Source organism: Pseudomonas lactucae (genome assembly GCF_036688725.1).
Taxonomy (GTDB): domain Bacteria; phylum Pseudomonadota; class Gammaproteobacteria; order Pseudomonadales; family Pseudomonadaceae; genus Aquipseudomonas; species Aquipseudomonas lactucae.
This window is the reverse complement of record NZ_JAQQPT010000006.1, coordinates 175,438-196,112: the sequence shown is the minus strand read 5'-3', so window position 1 is coordinate 196,112 and position 20,675 is coordinate 175,438. Positions and strand designations below refer to the sequence as shown.

The window sequence follows — 20,675 nt, the reverse complement described above, 5'->3', positions numbered from 1 at the left end:
GTAATCAAGATATGAAGATTAGTTATGTTTTTTGCGCTGGTGGTTTATTAAAAGTGAAAAATACCTGTTTCTGTTGGCTGGTGAATTTCTCTTTATTATGCCCACAGTACGCAGTCATGATCATCTAAATGGACCAGAAACGTTAGCTCATGGTCAGTTATCCAAAATGGATAGCCGGTCGTCTCACTTATAATCAATGCAAGCTCTTGCGCGCTCCGAAGTTTCCACGCTCTGTAAGCTGTATCGAAAACTAAGAGCGTAAGGCCTTTTTTGGTTATGCGTTCTGGTATTTCTTTCCAGAAGTTCGGGTTGTATTCAGTATGTTTTTCAATGAGTTTATTGGGGTCTAAAATATCGCTCTGTGATGTAAAAAATTTCTTTGTGATGGAATTTATTAATGCTGCGAGTTCTTTCGCTTGCAGTTTTTCATGCTGAATTTTAAACGTGTTGAGGGTTTCGTCTATTTCTTCTTCTAGATAACTCACTAAGGAACTCCTATTTTTGAGCGGCTAACAGGAAGCAATTCAAGGAGTATGTGACCTCTCGTGGCGCCGCCCCCTGCTCTTTTTCCGGGAGTTTGATAGCCGATGTGCGGTGATTGTGGTCCCTCTTTGCTGGGAACGAGCGTAGGGTCATCTACGTTGACTTCTGCACCCTTGTTGGGCCCTCTTTGTACACGCCATTCGGTTGGAAAGGATTTTCCATACTTATCCTTCCCCCACTTAGTCACATTGTAATCATGCTTTGGTATTGCCGTCCTGCGGAAAGCTTCATCCAAGCCTCTATGCATTTGCTCATGAGCACTGCTGTTTTGTTTGCGCCAGTCAAGATCGACAGCAGAGTTTAATTCCCACTTTTTTTCCGTGCTTTGTTGAGGGCAATTCGTAGGTCTACACGCCAACCCTAGCGGATCTACCCATCCCATCGGATTAGGTGCGTACTGGTACGCGTTGATCCCACCCGCCAGCTTGACCGGGTCCGGGGTCAGGTAACGACCAATATCAGGATTGTAGTAGCGATGACGGTTGTAGTGCAGCCCGCTTTCCGGGTCGAAGTACTGACCTTGGAAGCGCAGCGGGTTGTCGACTTTTTCGACGTCGAGGCGGCTGATTTGGCCGTAGGCGCGGTAATGGGCGGACCAGACGATTTCTCCGTCTGGAGCGGTGAGTTCTTGGGGCGTGCCGAGGTGGTCGAGTTGGTAGTGGTAGGGTTTTGTTTCCTGTGGACCAAATCCTTCCAACAGGGCCAAGGGCCGGAAACTGTCCGGTTCATAGAGATAGCTGCGATGGCGGTCCGCATGGTGTTCGGCGATGAGTTTGTCGCCCTGCCAAAAGAACTCGGTGGTGATGCCGTCCACGGTTTTGCTGATACGCCGCCTGAACGGGTCATAACGGTAACTCGCCGTTTGGCCGTTGGGCTGCGTAATACCGATCAACCGATGCTGGCAGTCGTAGCGGTATTCGGTAACGAGTTGATGGCCCTTGCCGCGCCGTTCGCGGATCAGGTTGCCGAAGGCGTCGTAGTCGTAGTGCCGATCACCCTGAATCATCAACCGATTGCCCGCCACGATGTCAGGGCCGGGGCGGTCTTGCATAAGCAGGTTGCCGGCGGGGGTGTGGGCGAAGCGTTCTTGCTGGTCTTGCGAGTGATCGGCGCGGGTCAGCCGGTTGAGCGGGTCGTAGCGGTAGTGGTGTTCGCCTTTGCGGGTGTCATTGAGGCGGGTGAGGTTGCCGGATGGGTCGTAGTCGTAGTGGCGTTGGTAAAAATAGTTCTCCTGCTGGGTGACGGTGTGGGCGTGCAGGCGGTGCTGCTCGTCGTAGTGGTAGTGGCTGAGGAGTTGGCCTTGTTGGCGTTGGTGTTCCTGGCCGGCTTTGAAGAGGTGCGAGGTCAGCGTTTCGCCATTCAACTCAACTGTCGCCAAATGACCACCTTTGGCGTGGTTGAACACCAGTCGGTTGTTGTCTGGCAGTCGTAGATGTTGAAGTTGACCGCAGGCGTCATAGCCATAGCGCAGGGTGCCCCAGCCCTGATGTTCGGCGGTGAGGCGATTTTGAGCGTCGTATTCGTAGGCCAGTGCCCAGTGGCCGTCGTCGACGCTGAGGAGGTTGCCTTGGCGGTCGTAGGTGTAATCGACTGTGTTGCCGTCGGGGAGGGTTTTTCGTACGAGGCGGCCGGCGTGGTCGCGCTGGTAAACGGTAACTAGCTGACGGCCGTCATCACCGTGTTCGGTTTTTTCCTGCAGGTTGCCGTTGAGGTCATAAACGTAGGCGGTGCGTTTGCCGTCGAAGCCGATTTCCTGCTGGATCAGGCCGTTGGGGTGGTAGTCCAGTCGGTAGGTTTCGCCGATTTCGTTTTCGATGTCGGTCAGCAGCAGTCGAGCGTTGTCGTAGCGGTACTTGACCTGAGTGCCATCGGCGTTGATGCGGCGGCTGATCAGGTGCAGGCCGTCGGCGTATTCGTAGCGGGTGATGTGGCCGAGTTCGTCGCGTTCGGCGGTGATTTTTCCGTAGGGGTTGTAGCTGTATTCCCGCGTGGCACCGCCGGGGAGTACGACGCGAATTAGCCGACCAACGCTGTCCCATTGGTATTGGGTCAGCGCGCCTTGTTCATCCTCGCGGGCAATCTGGCGGCCCAGATCGTCGTAGCGATAGCGCTTGATGCCGCCATTGGGCAGTTGCTCTTCAAGCAACTGGCCGCGTTCGTTCCAGACCAGGCGATGACAGCTGTGATCGGGGTACCAAACCCCAATCAACTGCCCATATTGGTTGTAGCTGTAGTCCGTCACTTGGCCGTCGGGATCGGTCCTACGCGTCACATCGCCCTGATCGTTACGCTCGTACTTCCAAAGCGCCTTCCCACGCCGCACAACCCGTACGAAACCATTGTCATGCTCGTAGGACGTCGGCTCATCATCCCCCGGAAACACCGCCACCAAGCGTCCGGCGTCGTCGTACTGATACGCCGTCACCGCCCCCAGCGGGTCCTGCTCGACGGTCAGCCGGCCTTTAGCGTCGTAGGATTTAAAATGCTGGGCACCGTCCGGATCGATGCGCTGCACCAGCCGTGCGCGGTCATCGTGGACATACACTTCCTGACTGCCATCGGCGTTATGCACGACAACGTGGCCGTCATCACCCCAGGCATACCGCGTATCCATCTGCGAAAAACTGGCCCAGTGCCGAACACAGCGTGCGGCCTTGCCGGAGCGTTCCCATTCCCAAAAGAAGCTCGCCCCACCAGCCAAGCCCCGCTCCAGAATGACGTGCTGCTCGTCGTACCGATAAACCTCACTTTCGCCGACGGCATTGGTCGCGCAAACCAGTCGGCCCAAGTCGTCATAGGCGTAGGAAACGACGCTCTGCTCAGTGATCCATTCGTAAGGCTCATACCCCTTGGCCCGCTGAACCTGGTAATCCACCGCCACGATGCGGCCCAGCTCATAACGCAAACACAACGAGCGGCCGACACCGTTATCCAACCGCTCAATGCGGCCCATAAAATCCCGGGCAATCCGCAGCCGGTTGTCATACGCATCACTGATCGAGACCAGCACACCGTCGCGAAAGTGATAAAACCGCGATGCCTGGGCCAGCACCAATTCATCCGGCAACGAACCCAAATAAATCGCCGCTTCAGCCAGGCTATTGGTGATTGCCGGGCGAGCAACGGTCGGCATCGGAAACGAAGTAATGCGATTCTCATGATCCGTCCACACCACCGAATCGCCGGAAACCACCAACCGCTGCGCCAGCGAATGACTCCAACCAAACCCCAACCCAACATCCACTTCCACCGCGCTGGTGCGATACAACCGCGTCCACTCAAACGGCAAAATCCCATCCAACGTGCCGTCGGTGAGCGTGAGCAACTCCTCCCCGGTCACCATCGACACCGGGCACCCATTAGTCACGGTCTTATCCGAAGCCGCCGCCGCATCCCCGTTCAGGTTTTTCCCCGAAACAGGCGCATCGTCCACATGCTCGGTCTGCTTCAGCACCGCGTTCTGCCGCGCCCGCCAGCGCATCTGCAAGGTGCCTTGCTTCACCCCGCCGACCACCCCGCGAATCGCTACCGCCTTGTAGCGATCCACGGCCTGCATGAAGCGGGTCAGAATCTTTAGCAGGCCTTCAACAAAACCTACCGCGGCATCCAGCATTTGCGCGCCGTACTTGACCAAGCGCACACCCAGATATGCCACACCCGCCGCCTGCAAGGCGATGGTCAGCACCACGCCAATCACCAGATCGACCAGCAGCGACACCACAAACCCTGCACCTACCTGCGCAACCTGGCCGGGCGGCAGCGCGTCCAGCCACAGCATCGCCGTGCGCACCAGCAGGAACAACGCCGCCTCGTCACTGGCCAGCAACATCGCCTGTTCCATGACCTTGGGCGCATCGGTGGCGATTTGCGCCAACTTGGCTGCCTGATCACCGAGCTGTTCGACGTACTTCAGCGGGTTTTCAAGGATCGCCTGCACCAGCTTGATGCTGTCCCACACGTCCATGATCGCGGCCCAACTGCCCGCCCGCACGCCGCTGCCAATCGCGCTGGCGGTGGACTGCTCCCAATACGGTTTGACGGCTTGCCAATGAGACCGAAGCCACTGCTCCAGGTCTGCCGTCAGCCCGGCATAGGAGGCAAACAACGCATCCACCTGCTCTGCCGACACGCCGCCCTGCACCCGCACCTGATAACGCCCACCGGCAGCGCAGTAGTGCGAGCCCTTGCCGTGCTCGTCGAGCATGAGCATCGTGGAGCTGCCATCGTCCAGCCCGATCACCTCGACCGGAATATCGCCAATCGGCACGTCATACAGCGACTCGAATTGGCTCTCGATCTTCAGCTCACCGCCCACCGGGCAACGGGCCACGGTGGAAAAGTCGGCATCGGACAGGCTCACGGAGCGCTGCGTATCCCCCACCCGCACCACTCGGTCCATGCCCAGCAACGACGGCATATCCGCGGCATGGCTCACCGAATCCAGCGCACGGGAATACCAGGCGCCCATCTGCTGGCGATACACCGCCAGGCTCTGATGAAAGCCATTCAACTCATGTTCGATAGAGGCAATGTGGGCGGCGTGGGTCATCCGTGACGTCTCGGCAGGGGGCAAGGCGTCGGAGTCTGCCGCTGCAAAAAGCGGCTGGATGAACGGTTGGGAAAATCAGAATGGGCTTACGACAGCGGCGTAAAAGTCAGCGCCAACTCGCGCTGAAGGGCTACTTCAAATAACGACCAAGCTCATTGACGAGCATTGTCCCTGCGCCTCTTTCAACTGGCTTTCAAACGCTGTCAGCCCTGTGTGCATTTTCTGCAACTCGGTAATCTGCGCGGCCAGCTCGCGTTTTTTGCTGGCGATGGCGTGTTCTGCCCGGTCCCAGGGCAAGGTGTCTCGTGGGCTGTCGCGCATAATCTCCTGCAACTCCTTGAGCTTGAACCCCAACTGCTGCGCGCACTTGATAAACATCAGCAGCTCAACGCTCTGCTCCGAATAGACCCGGTATTGGCCCTGGCGCTGCGGCGCCGGCAGCAGGCCTATGGCCTCATAGTGACGAATCGCTTTGATGGTGGTGCCCGACCGTTGCGCGGCTTTGCCGATGTACATGAAAATTCCCTTTTCCAAATAGTGCGCCGGCTTGTTTGAGCCATCTATCGCGTTGTGCCGGTGTAGAGCCGAGTACCGGCCCGAACAGCAGCGTCTTGATCGGCTTGATGCCACAAAACGCCAGCGTGGCCTTGCGCATCTGATGCACGCCCGGCATGTGCTGGAACCAGCGGTAATACCACGGCGGTGTGTCCAGGGTCACTAACAAATGCGCCGTCTTGCCGTGTAATAGCTTGTCAGGGAATGTCTTGCCCGCACGGTATTTGAAGGCAAAACCAGGTAGGAAAATACGGTCGATAAACCCCTTCATCAACGCTGGAATACCACCCCACCAGATCGGGAACACGAACGTCAGATGAGTAGCCCAGAGGATGTCGGATTGGGCGCTTTGCAGGACGGCCTCCAATGGCTGGGTCTGTGTGTAACCGTCGTGCAGGACGGGGTCGAACACCCGATCGCCCAGGCGCAGTACACGGACTTCGTGGCCGGCGGTTTTTGCTGCGTGGGTATAGGTGTCGGCGAGGGCTGAACAGAGACTGGTGTTGGACGGGTGGCCGAGGACGACCAGGATGCGTTGGCTCATGTGAACAGCTCCTGAAATGAGATTCAGGGTAGGGGGTGCCGTATAGGGGAGAGTCAAGAGAGAGGATTGCAATACGTCGATTTGCAAAGGCCAGCAGGACCGTTCCGCAAGGTTTGAAGGGCGCTTCCTGAAGTATTCATAAGCACTTGTGACGGCACAGGTCTCTGCCTAGTCTGCCGAAAACCCAAGCGTGAGACGGGCATGAGCAATGTATCTACCGGCGTGACCGCATCGCCTGAGGGCTACAGCGATTGGCTGACCGACCTCAAGGGCCGTATTCATACGGCGCAGCAACGCGCAACACTCGCCGTCAACCGCGAGTTGGTGCTGCTCTACTGGAAAATCGGACACGATATTTTGACTCGCCAAAGCGAGCAGGGTTGGGGTAGCAAGGTTATCGACCGGCTCGCCCAGGATTTGCGCGCGGCTTTTCCGCAAATGAAGGGGTTTTCGCCGCGTAATCTGAAGTACATGCGTGCATTTGCCGAGGCCTGGCCGGATTTGGAGTTTGTGCAACAGGCTGCTGCACAATTGCCCTGGGGTCACAGCGTGGTGATGCTCGACAAACTTCCGGGCCCTGAAACCCGCCGCTGGTACATCGCCCAGGCAATCGAACACAACTGGTCGCGCAATACGCTGGTGATGCACATCGAGAATCGTCTGCTGGAGCGCAGCAGCAAGGCTGTCAGCAACTTTGAGAGCCATTTGCCAAAGCCGCAATCGGATCTGGCGCGCGAGTCGCTGAAAGATCCCTATCGTTTTGATTTCCTTGGCCTGGCCTTGGATGCGCAGGAGCGCGACATAGAAAACGCCCTGATCAAGCACGTGACCGACTTTTTGCTGGAACTGGGGGCAGGTTTCGCTTTCGTCGGCCAACAGGTGCTACTGGACGTGGGGGGCGATGAGTTCTTCATTGACCTGTTGTTCTATCACGTGAAGCTGCGCTGTTACGTCGTGATCGAACTCAAAACCGGAAAATTCAAGCCAGAGCACCTGGGTAAACTGAGTTTTTACCTCGCCGCCGTGGATGCCCAGCTTAAACATCCCCAGGATGGCCCGACCATTGGACTCTTGTTGTGCAAGAGCAAGAATGAAGTAGTGGCCGAGTATGCGCTGCGCGACAACAATCGGCCGATTGGCGTGGCGCACTATCAATTAAGGGAGTCGTTGCCGGCAGCGCTTCAAACCAGTTTGCCGAGCATCGAACAGATCGAGCGGGAGCTGGCGGGATAGGGAGAGTGCCACACACCTGCTTTGCAGCACAGGTCAGTCGCCGGGTTTGCTTCTGATGAGCCGTCAGCGCTGCATAACCCTTCATCCAACGTGCGTAGAAAAATCTCACGCGTGAGCTATTGAGCATAGCGAACATTACCTGTAGATTTTCTCACGCGTGAGTTTTTCACAACGAGGTCAGTACCATGAAAAGCAGCTCTCCATCGAGCCCGCCAGCAGGGCCCGAGACAGATTCACCAGGCCGCAAGGGAGAGCGCTTGAAACCGTCCGCTAAAAAGCCATCGAGCTTTTACATGAAGCAGATGCGCGCGGGCCTGGCGGCGGCCGGTTATGTGAAACACGAAACTTGGGTGCTTCCCGAAAACCGAAGCCTGCTCAAGCAAATGGAGAAACAGCTCCGCCAGCCGATTCTGGCGGGCTCATTCATATCGGAGAACTACATGAGCGCAGGTACCAACTGGAACATCGACCGCCTCTTCAGTGCGCTTCAGGCCCTGGACGACGTGGTTGCCAACGACATTACGCTGTCTCTGGTTCAAGGTTCCGAATCCAGTATCAAGCTGGAAATGAACGACTTCGGAGGCTTGCCGATTTACATCGCGGTAGTGGGCGAGCAGATCATCGTCGATACCGTGCTGGTCGACGTCGAGTCCATCACTGACGTAACGGCATTCAACGATGCTGTGCTACGCAGTCGGGAAATGTTCCCGCTGTCCTCGATCGGTATCGAGTCCATGCCTAACGGGCAGGTGGTCTACAACATGTTCGGCGCATTGAGTTCCGACTCCAGCCTGACCAACATCGTGACCGAGGTGAAAACCCTCGTCGATAACGTGCAGCGCGCCAGCGAAGCCTTCGAACGTTTCTTCAATTAAGTATTCGGGAGTATCCAATGACTCAATCCATCTGGAGCAAATTGTTCACCGCGCTGCGTGGCGGTGCCAGCGAAGTCGGCGAATCGATCGTCGACCAACAGGCCCTGCGCATCCTCGATCAGGAAATTCGCGATGCCGACACCGCGTTGGCCAACGCCAAGCGCGAGCTGGTCAGCATCATGGCCAAGCACAAACTGGCGGCTGATCGCGTCGGCGAGTACGACGCCAAGATCAAGGACCTGGAATCCAAGGCGATGGCCGCTATCCAGGCCAACCGTGAAGACCTGGCCCTGGAAGTGGCCGAAGCTATTTCTACCCTGACCAACGAGCGCGACGTCGAGCAGAAGCAGACCGCCGAATTCGGTGGGTACGCCGACAGCATGCGCAAGGACATCACCAAGGCCGAAAGCCGGATTAAAAGCCTGCGCCAGCAAGTGGACATGGCCAAGGCCCGCGAAAGCGTACAGAAGGCCCAGGTCAGTGCGTCCATCGCCAGTGGCGGTGCCAACGGCAAGCTGGAAACCGCTGTCGGTACGCTCAACCGCTTGCAGGCCAAGCAGCAGCAACGCGCCGCCGAACTGCAAGCCCAGGACGAGCTGGCTGAGGCCTCGACGGGGACCGACCTGGAGCGCAAATTGCGCGAGGCCGGCATCACGCCGAACGAAGGCAGCGCCAACGCGATTCTGGAACGCCTGAAGCAAAAGTCGGCCGAGTAAGCGACGCCGCCGCGAGAAGGGCATCAGTTGCCCTTCTTTTTTATGTCGAGGTGTCGAGGTCGGGATGGGTGCCCTTAACGGTTTCAAGATAATCGCAGGCTTGGCCCTGTTCATGGTCGCGCTGCAATTGCTCAATGCCGTGACCGGTTACAGCCTTATGGCGTTCGGACTGATCCCGAGAACGATGCGCGGGTTGCCCGGCATCCTCACCTCACCGTTTTTGCATGCATCCTTTGCCCACCTGAGTGCGAACCTGATTGCCTTTTTGATACTGGGCACCCTGGTCATCATCGAAGGAGTCAAACGGTTTATGGCCGTCAGCGCGATCATTATTGTGCTGGGCGGCTCGCTGGTCTGGTTGTTCGGTTTTGCAGGTCTGCACATCGGTGCCAGCGGCTGGGTATTTGGGCTATGGGCCTACCTGTTGTCTCGCGCCTGGTTTCACCGCAGTTGGAGCAACCTGATAACGGCCAGTGTCGTGGCTTTATTGTACGGCGGCCTGGTCGTTGGCTTTCTGCCTCGCCAGGGCGTTTCCTTTGAAGGCCATCTTTTTGGTGCGTTCGCCGGATTTATTGCAGCCAAGGTACTTCTCTCGACGCCGCGCAGCAGGTTTAATGCCGGCTGAATGCGCGAGAGCCTCCAGACGTAGAGGCGACGCCATGAGGGATCAAGTACCCCAGGGAGCCAGGGACGATATGTCGATTTTTCTTTTATTGCGCCTGTACGCTTCGTCCCTCTTTCACCGATTCGGCTGGGCAGGCTTGGTCGTTGCCCTGGGAGTACACCTGAGCACGGCCTATCTGGGCCTTGTATTGCTGGGCGAACAGCACCTCACCGCTGCGGCCACGTTTGTTTACTTCTATCTCACCACCACGCTTACCGTCGGCTACGGCGATCTCGCGCCGCAGACAGCGGCGGGGCGCGTTTTTGTGGCTACCTGGGTCATGCTCGGGGGCATTGCGCTGTTGACGGCAGCCATCGGCAAAACCACCAGCAGTGTTATCGATGCATGGAGAAAAGGTATGAAGGGCAAAGGCGATTTCACCGGCAAGGTTGGCCATACGGTGCTCATTGGCTGGGAAGGGGCGTGCAGCGAGCGGGTCATTGAATTGTTGCTTCAGGACGAAACCTCGAACGACAACCTGATCGTCATCTGCGACTGCACCCTCGAGGAAAACCCGATGCCGGGCAAGGCGGCGTTCATTCGTGGTGAAAGCCTGTCCTCTACGGCGTTCTTACTGCGTGCCGGGGTTCCGGGGGCCGAGCGTGTGCTGGTGCGTACCCCGTCCGACGATCTGACCCTGGCCACCGTACTGGCGGTGAATCAGCTGAGTCCTGTAGGGCATGTAGTCGCCCACTTCAATGAAAGTGAAATTGCCGCCCTCGCCAGCTCCTACGCGCCCCGTCTGGAATGCACCTCAAGCATGGCTATCGAGATGTTGGTACGCGCCTCCCAGGATCCGGGTTCGTCAGTCGTCATTAATGAGCTGCTGTGCGTAGGGCAAGGCGCCACTCAATACCTGATGAAATTGCCCGAGGCTTTTGAAGCCACGTTCGGCGATCTATACACGCAGATGAAAGAGCACCACAACGCTACCCTTATCGGCTATCGCGCCAAAGGTGACCGGCAACCCTCGATCAACCCGCCCAGTGCCACGCGCGTTGAAGGCGGCGAACTCTTCTATATCGCCTCCACCCGCCTCAAGGAAATTTCCAATGGGATGGCTTAAACAATTGATGGGGCTTGAGGCCCCGAACGCGAATACAGCGTCGAAAGGCTCTGCCGGCACCACTCTGCCAACTACAGGTCCGTTGGGCCTGGCACCGGGCAAAGGCGTGATATTTGACACGACCCTGAAGTTGTTGCTCGACGGGAAAACCTCGGTGGTGATCCCCGGCTCCCAGGAGATCTGGAGTAACGGCACCGTTGACCTGGGGCAGTCGACCTGGCTGTCGCGCTACTACATGAACGACGAAGATTACTGGCTGCAGGTGCACACCACAGGCGATATCGCCGGGCAGGTCGAGTCGGTGATCCTGTTCAACTACCTGAGTTACGTCACTATCGGCAGTGAAGCGGAACTGCGTCGGCTGGCGGGTCCACAAAGCCTGATCGGGTTGCCGACCTACACCCACAACGGCGTGGAATACGCCCGTGTGTGGGGGGGCGAGGAGGGGCAGACAGAACTGGTGGCGATGAGCGAGCAAGTGATCAATCCAGAAGATTCCTACATTGTCGAACACCGTTCAATGCTGTACGCCCGCGACACAGGCCTGACCGACCGTCGAGAGTTTTTGCTGTTTTCCGTCGAAGAAGACGCCGAAGGCACCGTCAGCCTGAGCACGTCGCTGGGCATTTCGCTGTACACAACCGACCTGAATGCGCTCTGAAAAAGGAAGTCGTCCATGCTAGAAGCTCTCTCCATCTCCCTGAACAAAGCGGCTGTGTTCGGGTTTGTCAGCTACCTCCTGGGGGCTGCCGTACTGTTCGCACTGTTCCAGTTCGTCTATACCCGCCTCACGCCGCACAAGGAATTCGAACTGATCCGTGCGGGCAACGTGTCGGCTGCGGTCGCGCTGGGCGGTGCCATCATCGGTTTCGCCATTCCAGCCAGCAACGTCATTGCCTACTCGATCAGCATCCTCGACTTCGTGGTTTGGGCATTGATCGCGGCCATCGTCCAACTGTTGGCGTTCCTGGTGACCAGCCTGGTGCTCAAAGGCACTTCTGCGCGCATCAAGAAAGGCGAGCTCGCCGCCGGCATCTACGTGGCTGCGGTGGCCATCAGCGTCGGCATGTTGAATGCCGCGTGCATGACGCCTTCCCAGAACTGATTGCGCACGGAGCTCACGATGAAACGAAGCAAGTACGTCCAGCTTTCGCTGGCCGCCTCGGTCGCCATGGCGATATCCGGCTGCGGGCCGACGGAAAAAACCTACGATTTGCAAAAGAAGTACAACTTCCAGTCGGTCCAGCAATGTGCCGATGAAAAGCTGCCGGTGGACGTGTGCTCGGATGCCTATATGACGGCCATGGCCGAGCATCGCCGCATCGCCCCGGTGTACGCCAGCCAGGCCGATTGCGATGCCGACTTTGTCGCCGGCTGGTGCCAGCTGGACTCCAACGGCCAGTTCATCCCCAAGCTGGGCGGTTTCGAACTGACCGCCGAAGGCCAAGTGACACAGTCCCAGGTGGACGCCGCCCAAGCGCAAGTGCCTGGCTCGCAAGTGAGCAATGGCGGCTCAGGCTTCTCCACCAGCAGCCTGCTGACCGGCCTGTTGATCGGCAACATGCTCAGTAATAATCGCAACAGCTACCGCTCCGAGCCGGTGTATCGCTACCGCGATGATCGCGGCGACTATGGCAACTCGACACTCAATCAGCGCGTCTCCAATGGGGCGACATTCGGCCGGTCCAACCAGGCCAGGTATGGCAGCAGCGATTACGCCAATACCCTGCGTTCCTCCAGCAAGTCGAGCGCCGTTGCCTCGGCCACCTCCCGTGGCGGCTTTGGCAGCAAGGCCAGCGCACGCAGTGGCTGGGGCGGCGGCGGGTCGAGCAGTTAAGGAGCCCGGGCCATGAAGAAGATCCATTGCGCAGAGCGTCATGACTGGAAACAGACCGCCGACAGCCTGGGCTTTCTGTTCCATACCATCGACGGCGAACCTTACTGGGACGAGCGCGCGTATTACCAGTTCACACTCAAGCAAATCGAGCGCGACCTCGAAGACCCGACCACCGAGATCCATGACATGTGCATGGACCTCGTGGCCCGTGTGGTTCAGAGCGAGGCGCTGCTGGAGCGCCTGAGCATTCCCGCGCCGTTCTACGACATGATTCGCACCTCATGGCTCGAAGGCCACCCGCACCTGTATGGCCGCATGGATTTTTCCTATAACGGCACCGGGCCGGCCAAATTGCTGGAGCTCAACTACGACACGCCAACCAGCCTGTATGAGGCGGCGGCGTTTCAATGGGGCTGGCTGGAGCAGTGCATCGAACGCGGCTTGCTGCCCAGGCACGCCGACCAATTCAACAGCATCGACACCAAACTGCATCAGGCTTTCGCTCAATTGCAGCTCAACCAGCCGTTCTACTTTGCTTCGATGAAAGACTCGATCGAAGACAAAGGCACCACGGATTACCTGCGTCTGGTCGCGGAAAAGGTCGGCATCGAATCACGTCACATCGATATCGAAGACATCGGCCTGACCAGCGAAGGCCGTTTCGTCGACCTGCAGGATCGCTGGATTTCTCACCTGTTCAAACTGCACGCCTGGGAATTTATCTTCCACGAACCCTTTGGTACCGCGATTGCCCAGAGTGACACGCAGTTTTTCGAGCCTGCGTGGAAGTCCATTCTTTCCAACAAAGGCATCCTGCCGCTGTTGTGGGAGTTCAACAAAGGCCACCCCAACCTGCTCGCGGCCCACCTGGATACCGAGCCAGGCCGAGCCGTGCCAAAGGGCTGGGTGCGCAAGCCGTTCTTCTCGCGCGAAGGCGCCAACATCGAACTGCAAACCGCCGACGGTCTGATCGTCAAAGAAGACGGTCCCTACACCGATGCGCCTTTTATCCTTCAGGAGTTTGCACCGTTGCCGAAATTTGACGACAGCTACACGCTGATCGGGTCTTGGGTGATAGGTGATCAGGCGGCGGGGATTGGTGTGCGGGAGGACAACAGTTTGATCACCAAGGATTCGAGCCGGTTTCTGCCGCATTTGATCCTGGATTGACGGGGCGTGATTTTGAGCGTTCCCCTGGCGTAGCAGCTGCCTCGCCAGGGCTCGACAGCTGCTACGTATTACCCTATTGAAGGGATGTCGTTACCTTAGTCTTGACGAGCAGTCAGCGCCGAGTAGCTGTTCATCAAATTGCGATAGTTAGGAATCCGCTGGGACAACAAATTCCCCAGCCCTTCGATATCGTTGCGCCAGTCGCGGTGCAGCTCACAGGCCACCGAGAACCAGTTCATCATCTGCGCGCCGGCCTGTGTCATGCGGCTCCAGGCTGCTTGCTGCACCGTGGTGTTGAAGGTACCGGACGCATCGGTCACTACAAACACATCAAACCCTTCCGCCAGCGCCGACAAGGTCGGGAACGCTACGCACACATCCGTGACCACACCGGCAATGATGATCTGCTTGCGGCCGGTGGCCTTGATCGCCTTGACGAAGTCTTCGTTGTCCCAGGCGTTGATCTGACCGGGGCGGGCGATGTACGGCGCGTCCGGGAACATCGCTTTGAGCTCCGGTACGATCGGGCCGTTGGGGCCTTGCTCGAAGCTGGTGGTGAGGATGGTCGGCAGGTCGAAGAACTTGGCCAGGTCGGCCAGGGCCAGCACGTTGTTCTTGAACTCGTTGGGCGAGAAGTCCTGCACCAGGGAGATCAGGCCGGTCTGGTGGTCGACCAGCAGAACAATGGCGTCGTCTTTGTTCAAGCGGTTGTAGGTTGCAGTGCTCATGGTTGAATCCTTTTTGTTTAAGTGGGTTTGGGCGTTGCGTTCAACATGGGCACAGATTAATGGGTGGGGACACGTTGATAAATCGGCTGTCGCGTGTCTTACCGTCAACTCAAAGGAGACAATGCGCGTGCGGGCATCAACGGTTCGCGAGGGTTTCCAGGCCGCACAGGACTGTGTCGACATAGAACGCAAAACTCTCATCCAGCGCCGCGTCTACGCCGTTTTGCCAGCGCAGGCTGAAACCGCGATTGCTTAACCGGTGCATGTTTTGCGCGAGGGTGGGGTGTTGTTCGGCGTCGACCGACTGCAGGCTTTGCTGCACCTGATCCTGCCACGCGTGGGTGTTATCCGGCAGCGGCGCGAACTCCAGCGTGGTGAAACCGGCGAGGGCGGCGATAAAGGTGTTGTACGCCCCAACCAAGGCCGGACCGCTGAAACCGGCCTGTTGCAAGGCGGCCAATACGCCCTCCACCAGCGTGAAGTCGGTACGGCTGTTGGACACCAATTGCGCCCCGAGCAATGGCGCAATATTCGGGTGTCGACGCACGGCGTCATGGCAGTTGAGCATCGCCGCACGCAGGTAATCCTGCCAGCGTGCCTGGGGCGGCGGCGCCACAGACGCCAGGACTTTGGCCAGCACTTCGCTCAACAACAGCTCGCGTGAAGAGACATACCAATAGATAGCCGTGGGGTACACGCCCAATTGATCGGCGAGGTGACGCAGGCTGCATTTGTCCAGGCCGTCGCGGTCGATCAAGGCCAGCGCGGCGGCGATGATTGTGTCCTTGTTCAGCACACCTTGCGACGCTTCGCCCACGGTCTTTTTACGCCGGCCCCGTGGGTTTGCGGTTTTGCTGGTCATGGGTTTTGTTCCGTTGAGCGACGGCGCAAGAATAGTCGCTCACCGACGCGCTGTCGCTCAAGCGGACGTCGGATCAATCGCTGCGCAACAGGCCGCCATAGCGCTCTACAAAGCGATGGGTTGCCGTGATCAGCCGGATAAATTCCTGCTCCGTCAACGGCACGCTCAACGCAAACAAGCCGCGTCGGGCGCTGTAGATCCCACATTCGAGCAGGTGAAAAAAGAACAGGTCCCGTAGGTGGTTTCGATCCGTTGGGCTGTCCGACGGGCGCCGGATCGGCGCGGCCGTGGGGTGCAGATTCATCACCGACCCTTGCCCGCTGAAGTGCATCGGCAGGCGCGCCAGCACCGCATTGAGCTGCCCGCGCAACCAATCGCCCCGCGCGTTCAATGCCGCCGCCGCGTCACGGGTGTACACCTGCTCCAACCCGGCGATGCCGGCGGCCATGGTCATTACATTGTTGTTGAAGGTACCGGCGTGGGACAGGCACCCACCGCGGGGGGCGAACTGGGCCATGATGTCCCGGCGCCCGCCAAGCATGCCACATGGCATGCCGCCGCCCAGGTACTTGCCGAGGGTGATCAAGTCGGGGGTGACGCCAAGTTTTTCCTGCAAGCCGCCAGGGCCCAGGCGCGAGGTCATCACCTCATCGAAAATTAACAGCGTGCCGTGGGCCAGGCTCATCTCCCGCAGACCTTCCAAAAAGCCTTCTTCGGCGCAGATACAGCCGCTCGCACCGAGCATCGGCTCCACCAGGATGGCCGCGAACTCACCGGGATGCCTTGCCAGTAATTGCTCGACGTCGCTCAAATCGTTGTAGTCGGCGAGGTGCAGACGATGCGGCACATTCATCGGCGTGTGCGGCCCGGCAAAACTCAACACGCCACCGTGATAGCCGCCATTGAACGCAAGAATGGCGTCGCGTCCGGTGTAGGCTTTTGCCGCCGCCAATGCGAGCAGATTCGCCTCGGTACCGGAGTTGGTGAAACGCACCTGCTCGATACACGCGAAGCGCTCCACGATCAACGTGGCCAGCCGCGCCTCCAGCTCCGTGTGGGCGCTCAGGTTCAGCCCGTTGGCCATCGCGGTGGTCAGCGCATGGGTGATCACCGGGTGAGAGTGGCCGTACAGCGCCGCCGTGTATTCGGCCAGGAAATCGACATAACGATGCCCGTCCAGGTCATCCAGGAAGCAACCGATACCCCCCGACATCACCAATGGAAACGGCTCGTAGAACAGTACCGAGCGCGTATTACCGCCGGGCATCACCCGCGCGGCCCAGCTCAATTGATGGGCACTGTTCGGGTTGGCCTGGATATAACGTTCGATGCAGCGCTCCAGCGCGAGCTTTTCAGGCGTTCCAGACATCGTTCACCTCCTTGGTCGCAAGAGGCTTGGGATACGCCAGCAACAACAGTGCAAACCACGCCGACGCTACATAAAAGGCTGCACGGGTTTCCGGATCGCGGATCACCAATACGGTCAGCACCCCAAGAAAACCCAGCACCAGCACACTGCTCACCCTGGCCCAAGGCAAGCGATACGCCACCTCGGGCGTCTCACCCCGTCGTACCTTGCGCCGGTAAGCCATATGCGCCGCGATTATTACCGTCCACACCCAGATCAACAGCCCCAGAATCCCGGTGATCAACAGGCTGAAAATGCGCTCCGGTATCCAATAATTGAGCAACACCCCCACCAGCAACACGGTGGTCGACACCATCAGGCAACGCACTGGCACCTGGCGTTTGCTCAATACCTGCAACCGGCGCGGCGCCTGCTGCAGATGCGACAGCGCAAACAACATGCGGCTGGTCGCGAACAGCCCGGTATTGCACGATGAGGCCAGCGCACTGATCACCACAAAGTTGATAAACCCCGCCGCGACGCCCAGGCCGATACTGTCGAACACCATCACAAACGGGCTTTGCGCCGTATCGATCTGGTTCCACGGGTACAGCGCCATGATTACCGCAATCGACCCGAGATAAAAAATCGCCATGCGCCAGATGAGGCTATTGATTGCCCGTGGCAAGGTGCGCCGCGGCTCGGCCGTTTCCGCGGCCACCAAACCAATCACCTCCACCCCGGCAAAGGTGAACGCGGCAACCGGCACCGCATACCAGAAGCCACTCCAGCCATTCGGAAAAAAACCGCCATGGCGCCACAGATTGGCCAGCGAAGGTGTGGCCTGCGCCGAGGTTTCCAGCCCGAACAACAGAATCACCAGCCCCGCGCCGATCAGCCCGACAATCGTCAACACCTTGATCAACGCCAGCCAGAACTCCACTTCGCCAAACGTCTTCACCGCAAACAGATTGATCATCGTCAACATCCCGACCGTAACCAGCGCGGGGATCCACTGCGGTAACTCCGGGAACCAATACTTCATCAACACCCCGATCCCGGTGACCTCCAGCACGCCCACCAGAATCCAGATCAGCCAATACGACCACCCCGTGACAAACGCCACGCGCGACCCCAGAAATTCCTGCGCATAAGTCGCAAACGAACCGCTGCCGGGTCGATACAACGACAACTCCCCCAACGCCCGCGCAATCAAATAAATCATCGCGCCACACAACGCATACGCCAGCAACAACGCCGGCCCCGCCGTGGCAATCGCCTTGCCCGAGCCCAAAAACAGACCAGCCCCGATAATGCCGCCGATCGCAATCAACATGACATGCCGCTCCTTGAGCGAGCGCGCCAGGCCGTGGTTGGAAGAGTGAAGCGGTGTAGTCGCCATCAGCATTCCCCTGGCTGCGGTGGGCAGCGGTGGTGGAGGGTGAACCGGCTTGAGGGTGGTTTTATTGTACGGTGTGCAATAAGCAGGTTTTGGGCCAAAAAATGCTGGGCGGTGGGGAATGGGTGGGGTAGAGGGGGTTGTAGGAGGATTCGTTGGGACGGTTCTGGGGGCGGGGAGGAGAGACAGTGTCACTGGTGGATACGGGTGGGTGGGGGGTAACACGGGAGAGGGTTCGGACGTGATTTTTAAAGGCCAGCAGGTCGGATCCCTTTCATTTGCAGGACGTTTCCGAGAGAATCCCAAGCGCTTGCGCCAGCGGAAATGCGTGACTAGGCTGCGGATCGTCACTGCCTATTCAGTGATCGGGTTTAGTCGCCCGGATTCGATTGGCGCATAAGCAATTCATGAGTCAGGTATCTCTTCGCCTGCATCTTATGGTGGCTGTGCGCAGGGCACCTTCGGGTGCGCCGGGTTTCCAATCGACCGGTCGACTAACCTGCGTACAGCTGCCGCCTTTCGTTTAGTCGCGTGAAGTGGCAGCTCTAAATTATCGATTGGAGTTTTGCTATGGATAACGTTATTTCGGATTCGCCCTCATCGGCTGCAACTCACCCATTTACTGTGAATGAAGAACTGAGCTTCGAAGATGCCTGGGTGCGGGTGGCGGAGTTGCTGCAATGCGCAGTGGCGACGTCGCAGGTGCTCGGTGAGCCGCTACCTGCGCCGCAGAGGGCGGTGATGCATTTGGTGGAGATGGCGAAGATGGTGGCGGATCGGGCTGTGGAGTGTTTGCAAACGGCGTAACACGACGGTAAAGGCGGGTAGCGCAACCTGCTGCCCGCTGAAATCGTGCAGGCATTAAAAAGCCGGCTTGTGGCCGGCTTCTCGCTGACTGCTTCAGCTTGTTTTTGACAAACCTCAGCAGCCTTCAAATCGCTCAGCCCACGTCGTGTCGGGCTGAATAGTAGGGGCATCCGCGGGAACTCCTCCGCTTCGCCGGGCAGGGTGGATAGCGTTGCGCCGCCCCCTGCCAAATGTGCGGCGCATGATACCCACATTCACTTCAGTTGCCCACCTCCGGATCCGTTTTAGAGCCTTCCCAGCCCAGCAGGTGTTCATCCAGCGGGACGGGTGGGCGGCGGTTGTTGAGGGTGGACCACCAGAAGACCCAGCCCACGATCTGGAAGTTTTGCTCGAAGCGTTGTTCGTGGGTGAGGTACTCGTCGGGGTGTTCGCCGGCGTTATGGCTGCGCATGCGCAGGCCTCCGCCGGGGCGGTTGTAGAGGTATTTGATGCGCAGCATGCCGTCGTGTTCGACGGCGTAGATTTCACCGTCGATGATTTGCGTGCGGCCTCGGTCGATGGCCAGGGTGGCGCCTTGTTGGATGATGTCGATCATGCTGTTGTCGACCATGTAGGCGCCTACCGCGCGGTCGGGGTTGACGGTGAGGGTCTGGAGCGTGTGCAGGGAGACGCGGATGCGTTCGGTTGAGGTGAACGTGGGGTGGAGGGGGATCTCCACGTCGAGTTTTTCCGGGGCGCAGGTGGGGCCTGTGAGGTATTTACCGCGTCCTTCGCGGGTGCTGGCGAGTCCTTTTCGAGTGTCCGAGCCTTCCAGCAGGAAGTTGGCCGGTGGATGTTTGGGGCCTTCGCCGGTGCGCAGCCAGCGGCTGGACACGCACAACAGTTCTGCGAACTCGTTGAGTCGGCCCATGGGCACGCCGCGCTTGAACCAGTTGTTCACGTGTTGAGGCGTGACGCCGCGGTTCTTGGCGAAGTCGGAGGCGGAAAGATGAACTTCCCGTAATAGCGCTTTTAAACGATCACCTGATTTATTCATAAACGCGAGTTTACTGGCCGGAAAAACAAAGCAAATAAACCATGCGTTGAATTAGGTGTGTAGGTTTTTGCTTAGTTGTGGCCTGTTTTTTCAGTTTTGCCGTTTTATTAAACGTAAGCTGCTGTTAGTTGAACTTGATGTTTAATTTTACCCATAAAAAAGCCCCGAATAATCGGGGCTTTTTTACATTGCCAGGCAATGAGTAGCGGGTATCAGCCTTTGTAGGCGGCGACCGATTTCATGATTTCGGCGCGGGCGGCGTCTGCGTTGCCCCAACCGTCGATCTTCACCCATTTGCCTTTTTCGAGGTCTTTGTAGTTCTCGAAGAAGTGCTTGATCTGTTCCAGCAGCAGCGGCGGCAGATCGGTGTATTCCTTCACGTCCACGTACAACTGGGACAGCTTGTCGTGTGGCACTGCGATAACTTTGGCATCGCCGCCGCCGTCGTCGGTCATGTTCAGGATACCGACCGGACGTGCGCGAATTACCGAACCTGGGGTCACCGGGTAAGGGGTGACGACCAGCACGTCGAGGGGGTCTCCGTCGTCAGCCAGGGTGTTGGGGATGAAACCGTAGTTGGCCGGATAGAACATTGGGGTGGCCATGAAACGGTCAACGAACAGGCAGTCGCTGTCTTTGTCGATTTCGTATTTGATCGGCGCGTGGTTGGCCGGAATCTCGATGGCGACGTAGATGTCGTTCGGCAGGTCTTTGCCAGCCGGAATCTTGCTGTAGCTCATTGG

Annotated in this window: 20 protein-coding genes; 10 read left to right on the top strand and 10 right to left on the bottom strand. The window is 58.3% G+C overall.

Translation table 11 applies throughout. The annotated features are described in order from the left end of the window. Positions 1-95: 95 nt before the first annotated feature. The 4 genes from V6M90_RS08805 to V6M90_RS08790 form a co-directional block, all read right to left on the bottom strand. Positions 96-485, bottom strand: coding sequence for a hypothetical protein (locus tag V6M90_RS08805; protein ID WP_042945336.1), 390 nt, complete (start codon positions 483-485; stop codon positions 96-98). Beyond that, positions 485-5,092 carry an RHS repeat-associated core domain-containing protein gene (locus V6M90_RS08800; RefSeq protein ID WP_332846335.1) on the bottom strand — a complete coding sequence of 1,536 codons (4,608 nt, stop codon included), beginning with the start codon at positions 5,090-5,092 and terminating at the stop codon, positions 485-487. Before V6M90_RS08800 ends, V6M90_RS08805 begins: the two co-directional genes overlap by 1 nt. Before the next feature lie 135 nt (positions 5,093-5,227). Continuing rightward, on the bottom strand, positions 5,228-5,608 hold the full coding sequence (locus V6M90_RS08795; RefSeq protein ID WP_141063414.1) for a MerR family transcriptional regulator: 381 nt from the start codon (positions 5,606-5,608) through the stop codon (positions 5,228-5,230). Beyond that, positions 5,547-6,191 (bottom strand): NAD(P)H-dependent oxidoreductase, encoded by a 645-nt coding sequence (locus V6M90_RS08790; protein WP_042945332.1) that lies wholly within the window; start codon positions 6,189-6,191, stop codon positions 5,547-5,549. Before V6M90_RS08790 ends, V6M90_RS08795 begins: the two co-directional genes overlap by 62 nt. A gap of 201 nt (positions 6,192-6,392) precedes the next feature. Between V6M90_RS08790 and V6M90_RS08785 the strand changes: the two genes are divergently transcribed. The 9 genes from V6M90_RS08785 (at position 6,393) to V6M90_RS08745 (ending at position 13,752) form a co-directional block, all read left to right on the top strand. Next, positions 6,393-7,424 (top strand): PDDEXK nuclease domain-containing protein, encoded by a 1,032-nt coding sequence (locus V6M90_RS08785; RefSeq protein ID WP_141063415.1) that lies wholly within the window; start codon positions 6,393-6,395, stop codon positions 7,422-7,424. 293 nt (positions 7,425-7,717) lie between these two features. After that, a complete protein-coding gene (locus tag V6M90_RS08780) occupies positions 7,718-8,299 on the top strand; it encodes a YjfI family protein (RefSeq protein ID WP_181408587.1) in 582 nt (193 codons plus the stop codon). A gap of 17 nt (positions 8,300-8,316) precedes the next feature. Next, entirely contained in the window at positions 8,317-9,015 is a 699-nt protein-coding gene (locus tag V6M90_RS08775; RefSeq protein WP_078734836.1) for a PspA/IM30 family protein, read from the top strand. Between the two features lie 64 nt (positions 9,016-9,079). After that, a complete protein-coding gene (locus V6M90_RS08770) occupies positions 9,080-9,640 on the top strand; it encodes a rhomboid family intramembrane serine protease (protein WP_332846334.1) in 561 nt (186 codons plus the stop codon). Between the two features lie 70 nt (positions 9,641-9,710). Further along, positions 9,711-10,745: an ion channel gene (locus V6M90_RS08765; protein ID WP_003176335.1), complete on the top strand. Its 1,035-nt coding sequence runs from the start codon at positions 9,711-9,713 to the stop codon at positions 10,743-10,745. Continuing rightward, complete coding sequence (locus V6M90_RS08760) at positions 10,732-11,406, top strand: DUF2491 family protein (protein ID WP_003176334.1); 675 nt, start codon at positions 10,732-10,734, stop codon at positions 11,404-11,406. Before V6M90_RS08765 ends, V6M90_RS08760 begins: the two co-directional genes overlap by 14 nt. 15 nt (positions 11,407-11,421) lie before the next feature. Beyond that, complete coding sequence (locus V6M90_RS08755) at positions 11,422-11,850, top strand: DUF350 domain-containing protein (protein ID WP_003176333.1); 429 nt, start codon at positions 11,422-11,424, stop codon at positions 11,848-11,850. Positions 11,851-11,868: 18 nt separating this feature from the next. After that, positions 11,869-12,582 carry a DUF1190 domain-containing protein gene (locus tag V6M90_RS08750; protein WP_003176332.1) on the top strand — a complete coding sequence of 238 codons (714 nt, stop codon included), beginning with the start codon at positions 11,869-11,871 and terminating at the stop codon, positions 12,580-12,582. A gap of 12 nt (positions 12,583-12,594) precedes the next feature. Beyond that, on the top strand, positions 12,595-13,752 hold the full coding sequence (locus tag V6M90_RS08745) for a glutathionylspermidine synthase family protein (protein ID WP_332846333.1): 1,158 nt from the start codon (positions 12,595-12,597) through the stop codon (positions 13,750-13,752). A 95-nt stretch (positions 13,753-13,847) separates the two neighbouring features. On the opposite strand, the gene ycaC is transcribed toward V6M90_RS08745, so the two are convergent. The 4 genes from ycaC to V6M90_RS08725 form a co-directional block, all read right to left on the bottom strand. Further along, positions 13,848-14,480, bottom strand: coding sequence for an isochorismate family cysteine hydrolase YcaC (gene ycaC / locus V6M90_RS08740; protein ID WP_003176330.1), 633 nt, complete (start codon positions 14,478-14,480; stop codon positions 13,848-13,850). 136 nt (positions 14,481-14,616) lie between these two features. Continuing rightward, on the bottom strand, positions 14,617-15,342 hold the full coding sequence (locus tag V6M90_RS08735) for a TetR/AcrR family transcriptional regulator C-terminal domain-containing protein (RefSeq protein ID WP_003176329.1): 726 nt from the start codon (positions 15,340-15,342) through the stop codon (positions 14,617-14,619). A 73-nt stretch (positions 15,343-15,415) separates the two neighbouring features. Continuing rightward, the gene (locus V6M90_RS08730) at positions 15,416-16,711 is read right to left on the bottom strand and encodes an aspartate aminotransferase family protein (RefSeq protein WP_141063418.1); all 1,296 of its coding nucleotides are present in this window, start codon (positions 16,709-16,711) and stop codon (positions 15,416-15,418) included. Then, on the bottom strand, positions 16,695-18,092 hold the full coding sequence (locus V6M90_RS08725; protein ID WP_332846332.1) for an amino acid permease: 1,398 nt from the start codon (positions 18,090-18,092) through the stop codon (positions 16,695-16,697). The genes V6M90_RS08730 and V6M90_RS08725 overlap by 17 nt, the downstream gene beginning before the upstream one ends. A 567-nt stretch (positions 18,093-18,659) precedes the next feature. Here V6M90_RS08725 and V6M90_RS08720 point away from each other — a divergent pair. Beyond that, entirely contained in the window at positions 18,660-18,896 is a 237-nt protein-coding gene (locus V6M90_RS08720; protein ID WP_003176325.1) for a hypothetical protein, read from the top strand. A 259-nt stretch (positions 18,897-19,155) separates the two neighbouring features. Here the strand turns inward: V6M90_RS08720 and V6M90_RS08715 are convergent, their stop codons facing one another. Together V6M90_RS08715 and ppa are read right to left on the bottom strand one after the other, a co-directional pair. Next, the gene (locus tag V6M90_RS08715) at positions 19,156-19,932 is read right to left on the bottom strand and encodes a LexA family transcriptional regulator (protein ID WP_003176324.1); all 777 of its coding nucleotides are present in this window, start codon (positions 19,930-19,932) and stop codon (positions 19,156-19,158) included. A 212-nt stretch (positions 19,933-20,144) separates the two neighbouring features. Continuing rightward, a complete protein-coding gene (gene ppa, locus V6M90_RS08710; RefSeq protein WP_003176323.1) occupies positions 20,145-20,672 on the bottom strand; it encodes an inorganic diphosphatase in 528 nt (175 codons plus the stop codon). Positions 20,673-20,675 lie beyond the last annotated feature (3 nt).

Coding starts and splice junctions, on each gene's coding strand:
- V6M90_RS08795 (WP_141063414.1), bottom strand. CDS start 5,608: ATGTACATCGGCAAAGCCGCGCAACGGTCGGGCACCACCATCAAAGCG.
- ycaC (WP_003176330.1), bottom strand. CDS start 14,480: ATGAGCACTGCAACCTACAACCGCTTGAACAAAGACGACGCCATTGTT.
- V6M90_RS08800 (WP_332846335.1), bottom strand. CDS start 5,092: ATGACCCACGCCGCCCACATTGCCTCTATCGAACATGAGTTGAATGGC.
- V6M90_RS08790 (WP_042945332.1), bottom strand. CDS start 6,191: ATGAGCCAACGCATCCTGGTCGTCCTCGGCCACCCGTCCAACACCAGT.
- V6M90_RS08745 (WP_332846333.1), top strand. CDS start 12,595: ATGAAGAAGATCCATTGCGCAGAGCGTCATGACTGGAAACAGACCGCC.
- V6M90_RS08780 (WP_181408587.1), top strand. CDS start 7,718: ATGAAGCAGATGCGCGCGGGCCTGGCGGCGGCCGGTTATGTGAAACAC.
- V6M90_RS08715 (WP_003176324.1), bottom strand. CDS start 19,932: ATGAATAAATCAGGTGATCGTTTAAAAGCGCTATTACGGGAAGTTCAT.
- V6M90_RS08720 (WP_003176325.1), top strand. CDS start 18,660: ATGGATAACGTTATTTCGGATTCGCCCTCATCGGCTGCAACTCACCCA.
- V6M90_RS08730 (WP_141063418.1), bottom strand. CDS start 16,711: ATGTCTGGAACGCCTGAAAAGCTCGCGCTGGAGCGCTGCATCGAACGT.
- V6M90_RS08760 (WP_003176334.1), top strand. CDS start 10,732: ATGGGATGGCTTAAACAATTGATGGGGCTTGAGGCCCCGAACGCGAAT.
- V6M90_RS08735 (WP_003176329.1), bottom strand. CDS start 15,342: ATGACCAGCAAAACCGCAAACCCACGGGGCCGGCGTAAAAAGACCGTG.
- V6M90_RS08775 (WP_078734836.1), top strand. CDS start 8,317: ATGACTCAATCCATCTGGAGCAAATTGTTCACCGCGCTGCGTGGCGGT.
- V6M90_RS08785 (WP_141063415.1), top strand. CDS start 6,393: ATGAGCAATGTATCTACCGGCGTGACCGCATCGCCTGAGGGCTACAGC.
- V6M90_RS08750 (WP_003176332.1), top strand. CDS start 11,869: ATGAAACGAAGCAAGTACGTCCAGCTTTCGCTGGCCGCCTCGGTCGCC.
- V6M90_RS08765 (WP_003176335.1), top strand. CDS start 9,711: ATGTCGATTTTTCTTTTATTGCGCCTGTACGCTTCGTCCCTCTTTCAC.
- V6M90_RS08725 (WP_332846332.1), bottom strand. CDS start 18,092: ATGGCGACTACACCGCTTCACTCTTCCAACCACGGCCTGGCGCGCTCG.
- V6M90_RS08770 (WP_332846334.1), top strand. CDS start 9,080: ATGGGTGCCCTTAACGGTTTCAAGATAATCGCAGGCTTGGCCCTGTTC.
- V6M90_RS08755 (WP_003176333.1), top strand. CDS start 11,422: ATGCTAGAAGCTCTCTCCATCTCCCTGAACAAAGCGGCTGTGTTCGGG.
- ppa (WP_003176323.1), bottom strand. CDS start 20,672: ATGAGCTACAGCAAGATTCCGGCTGGCAAAGACCTGCCGAACGACATC.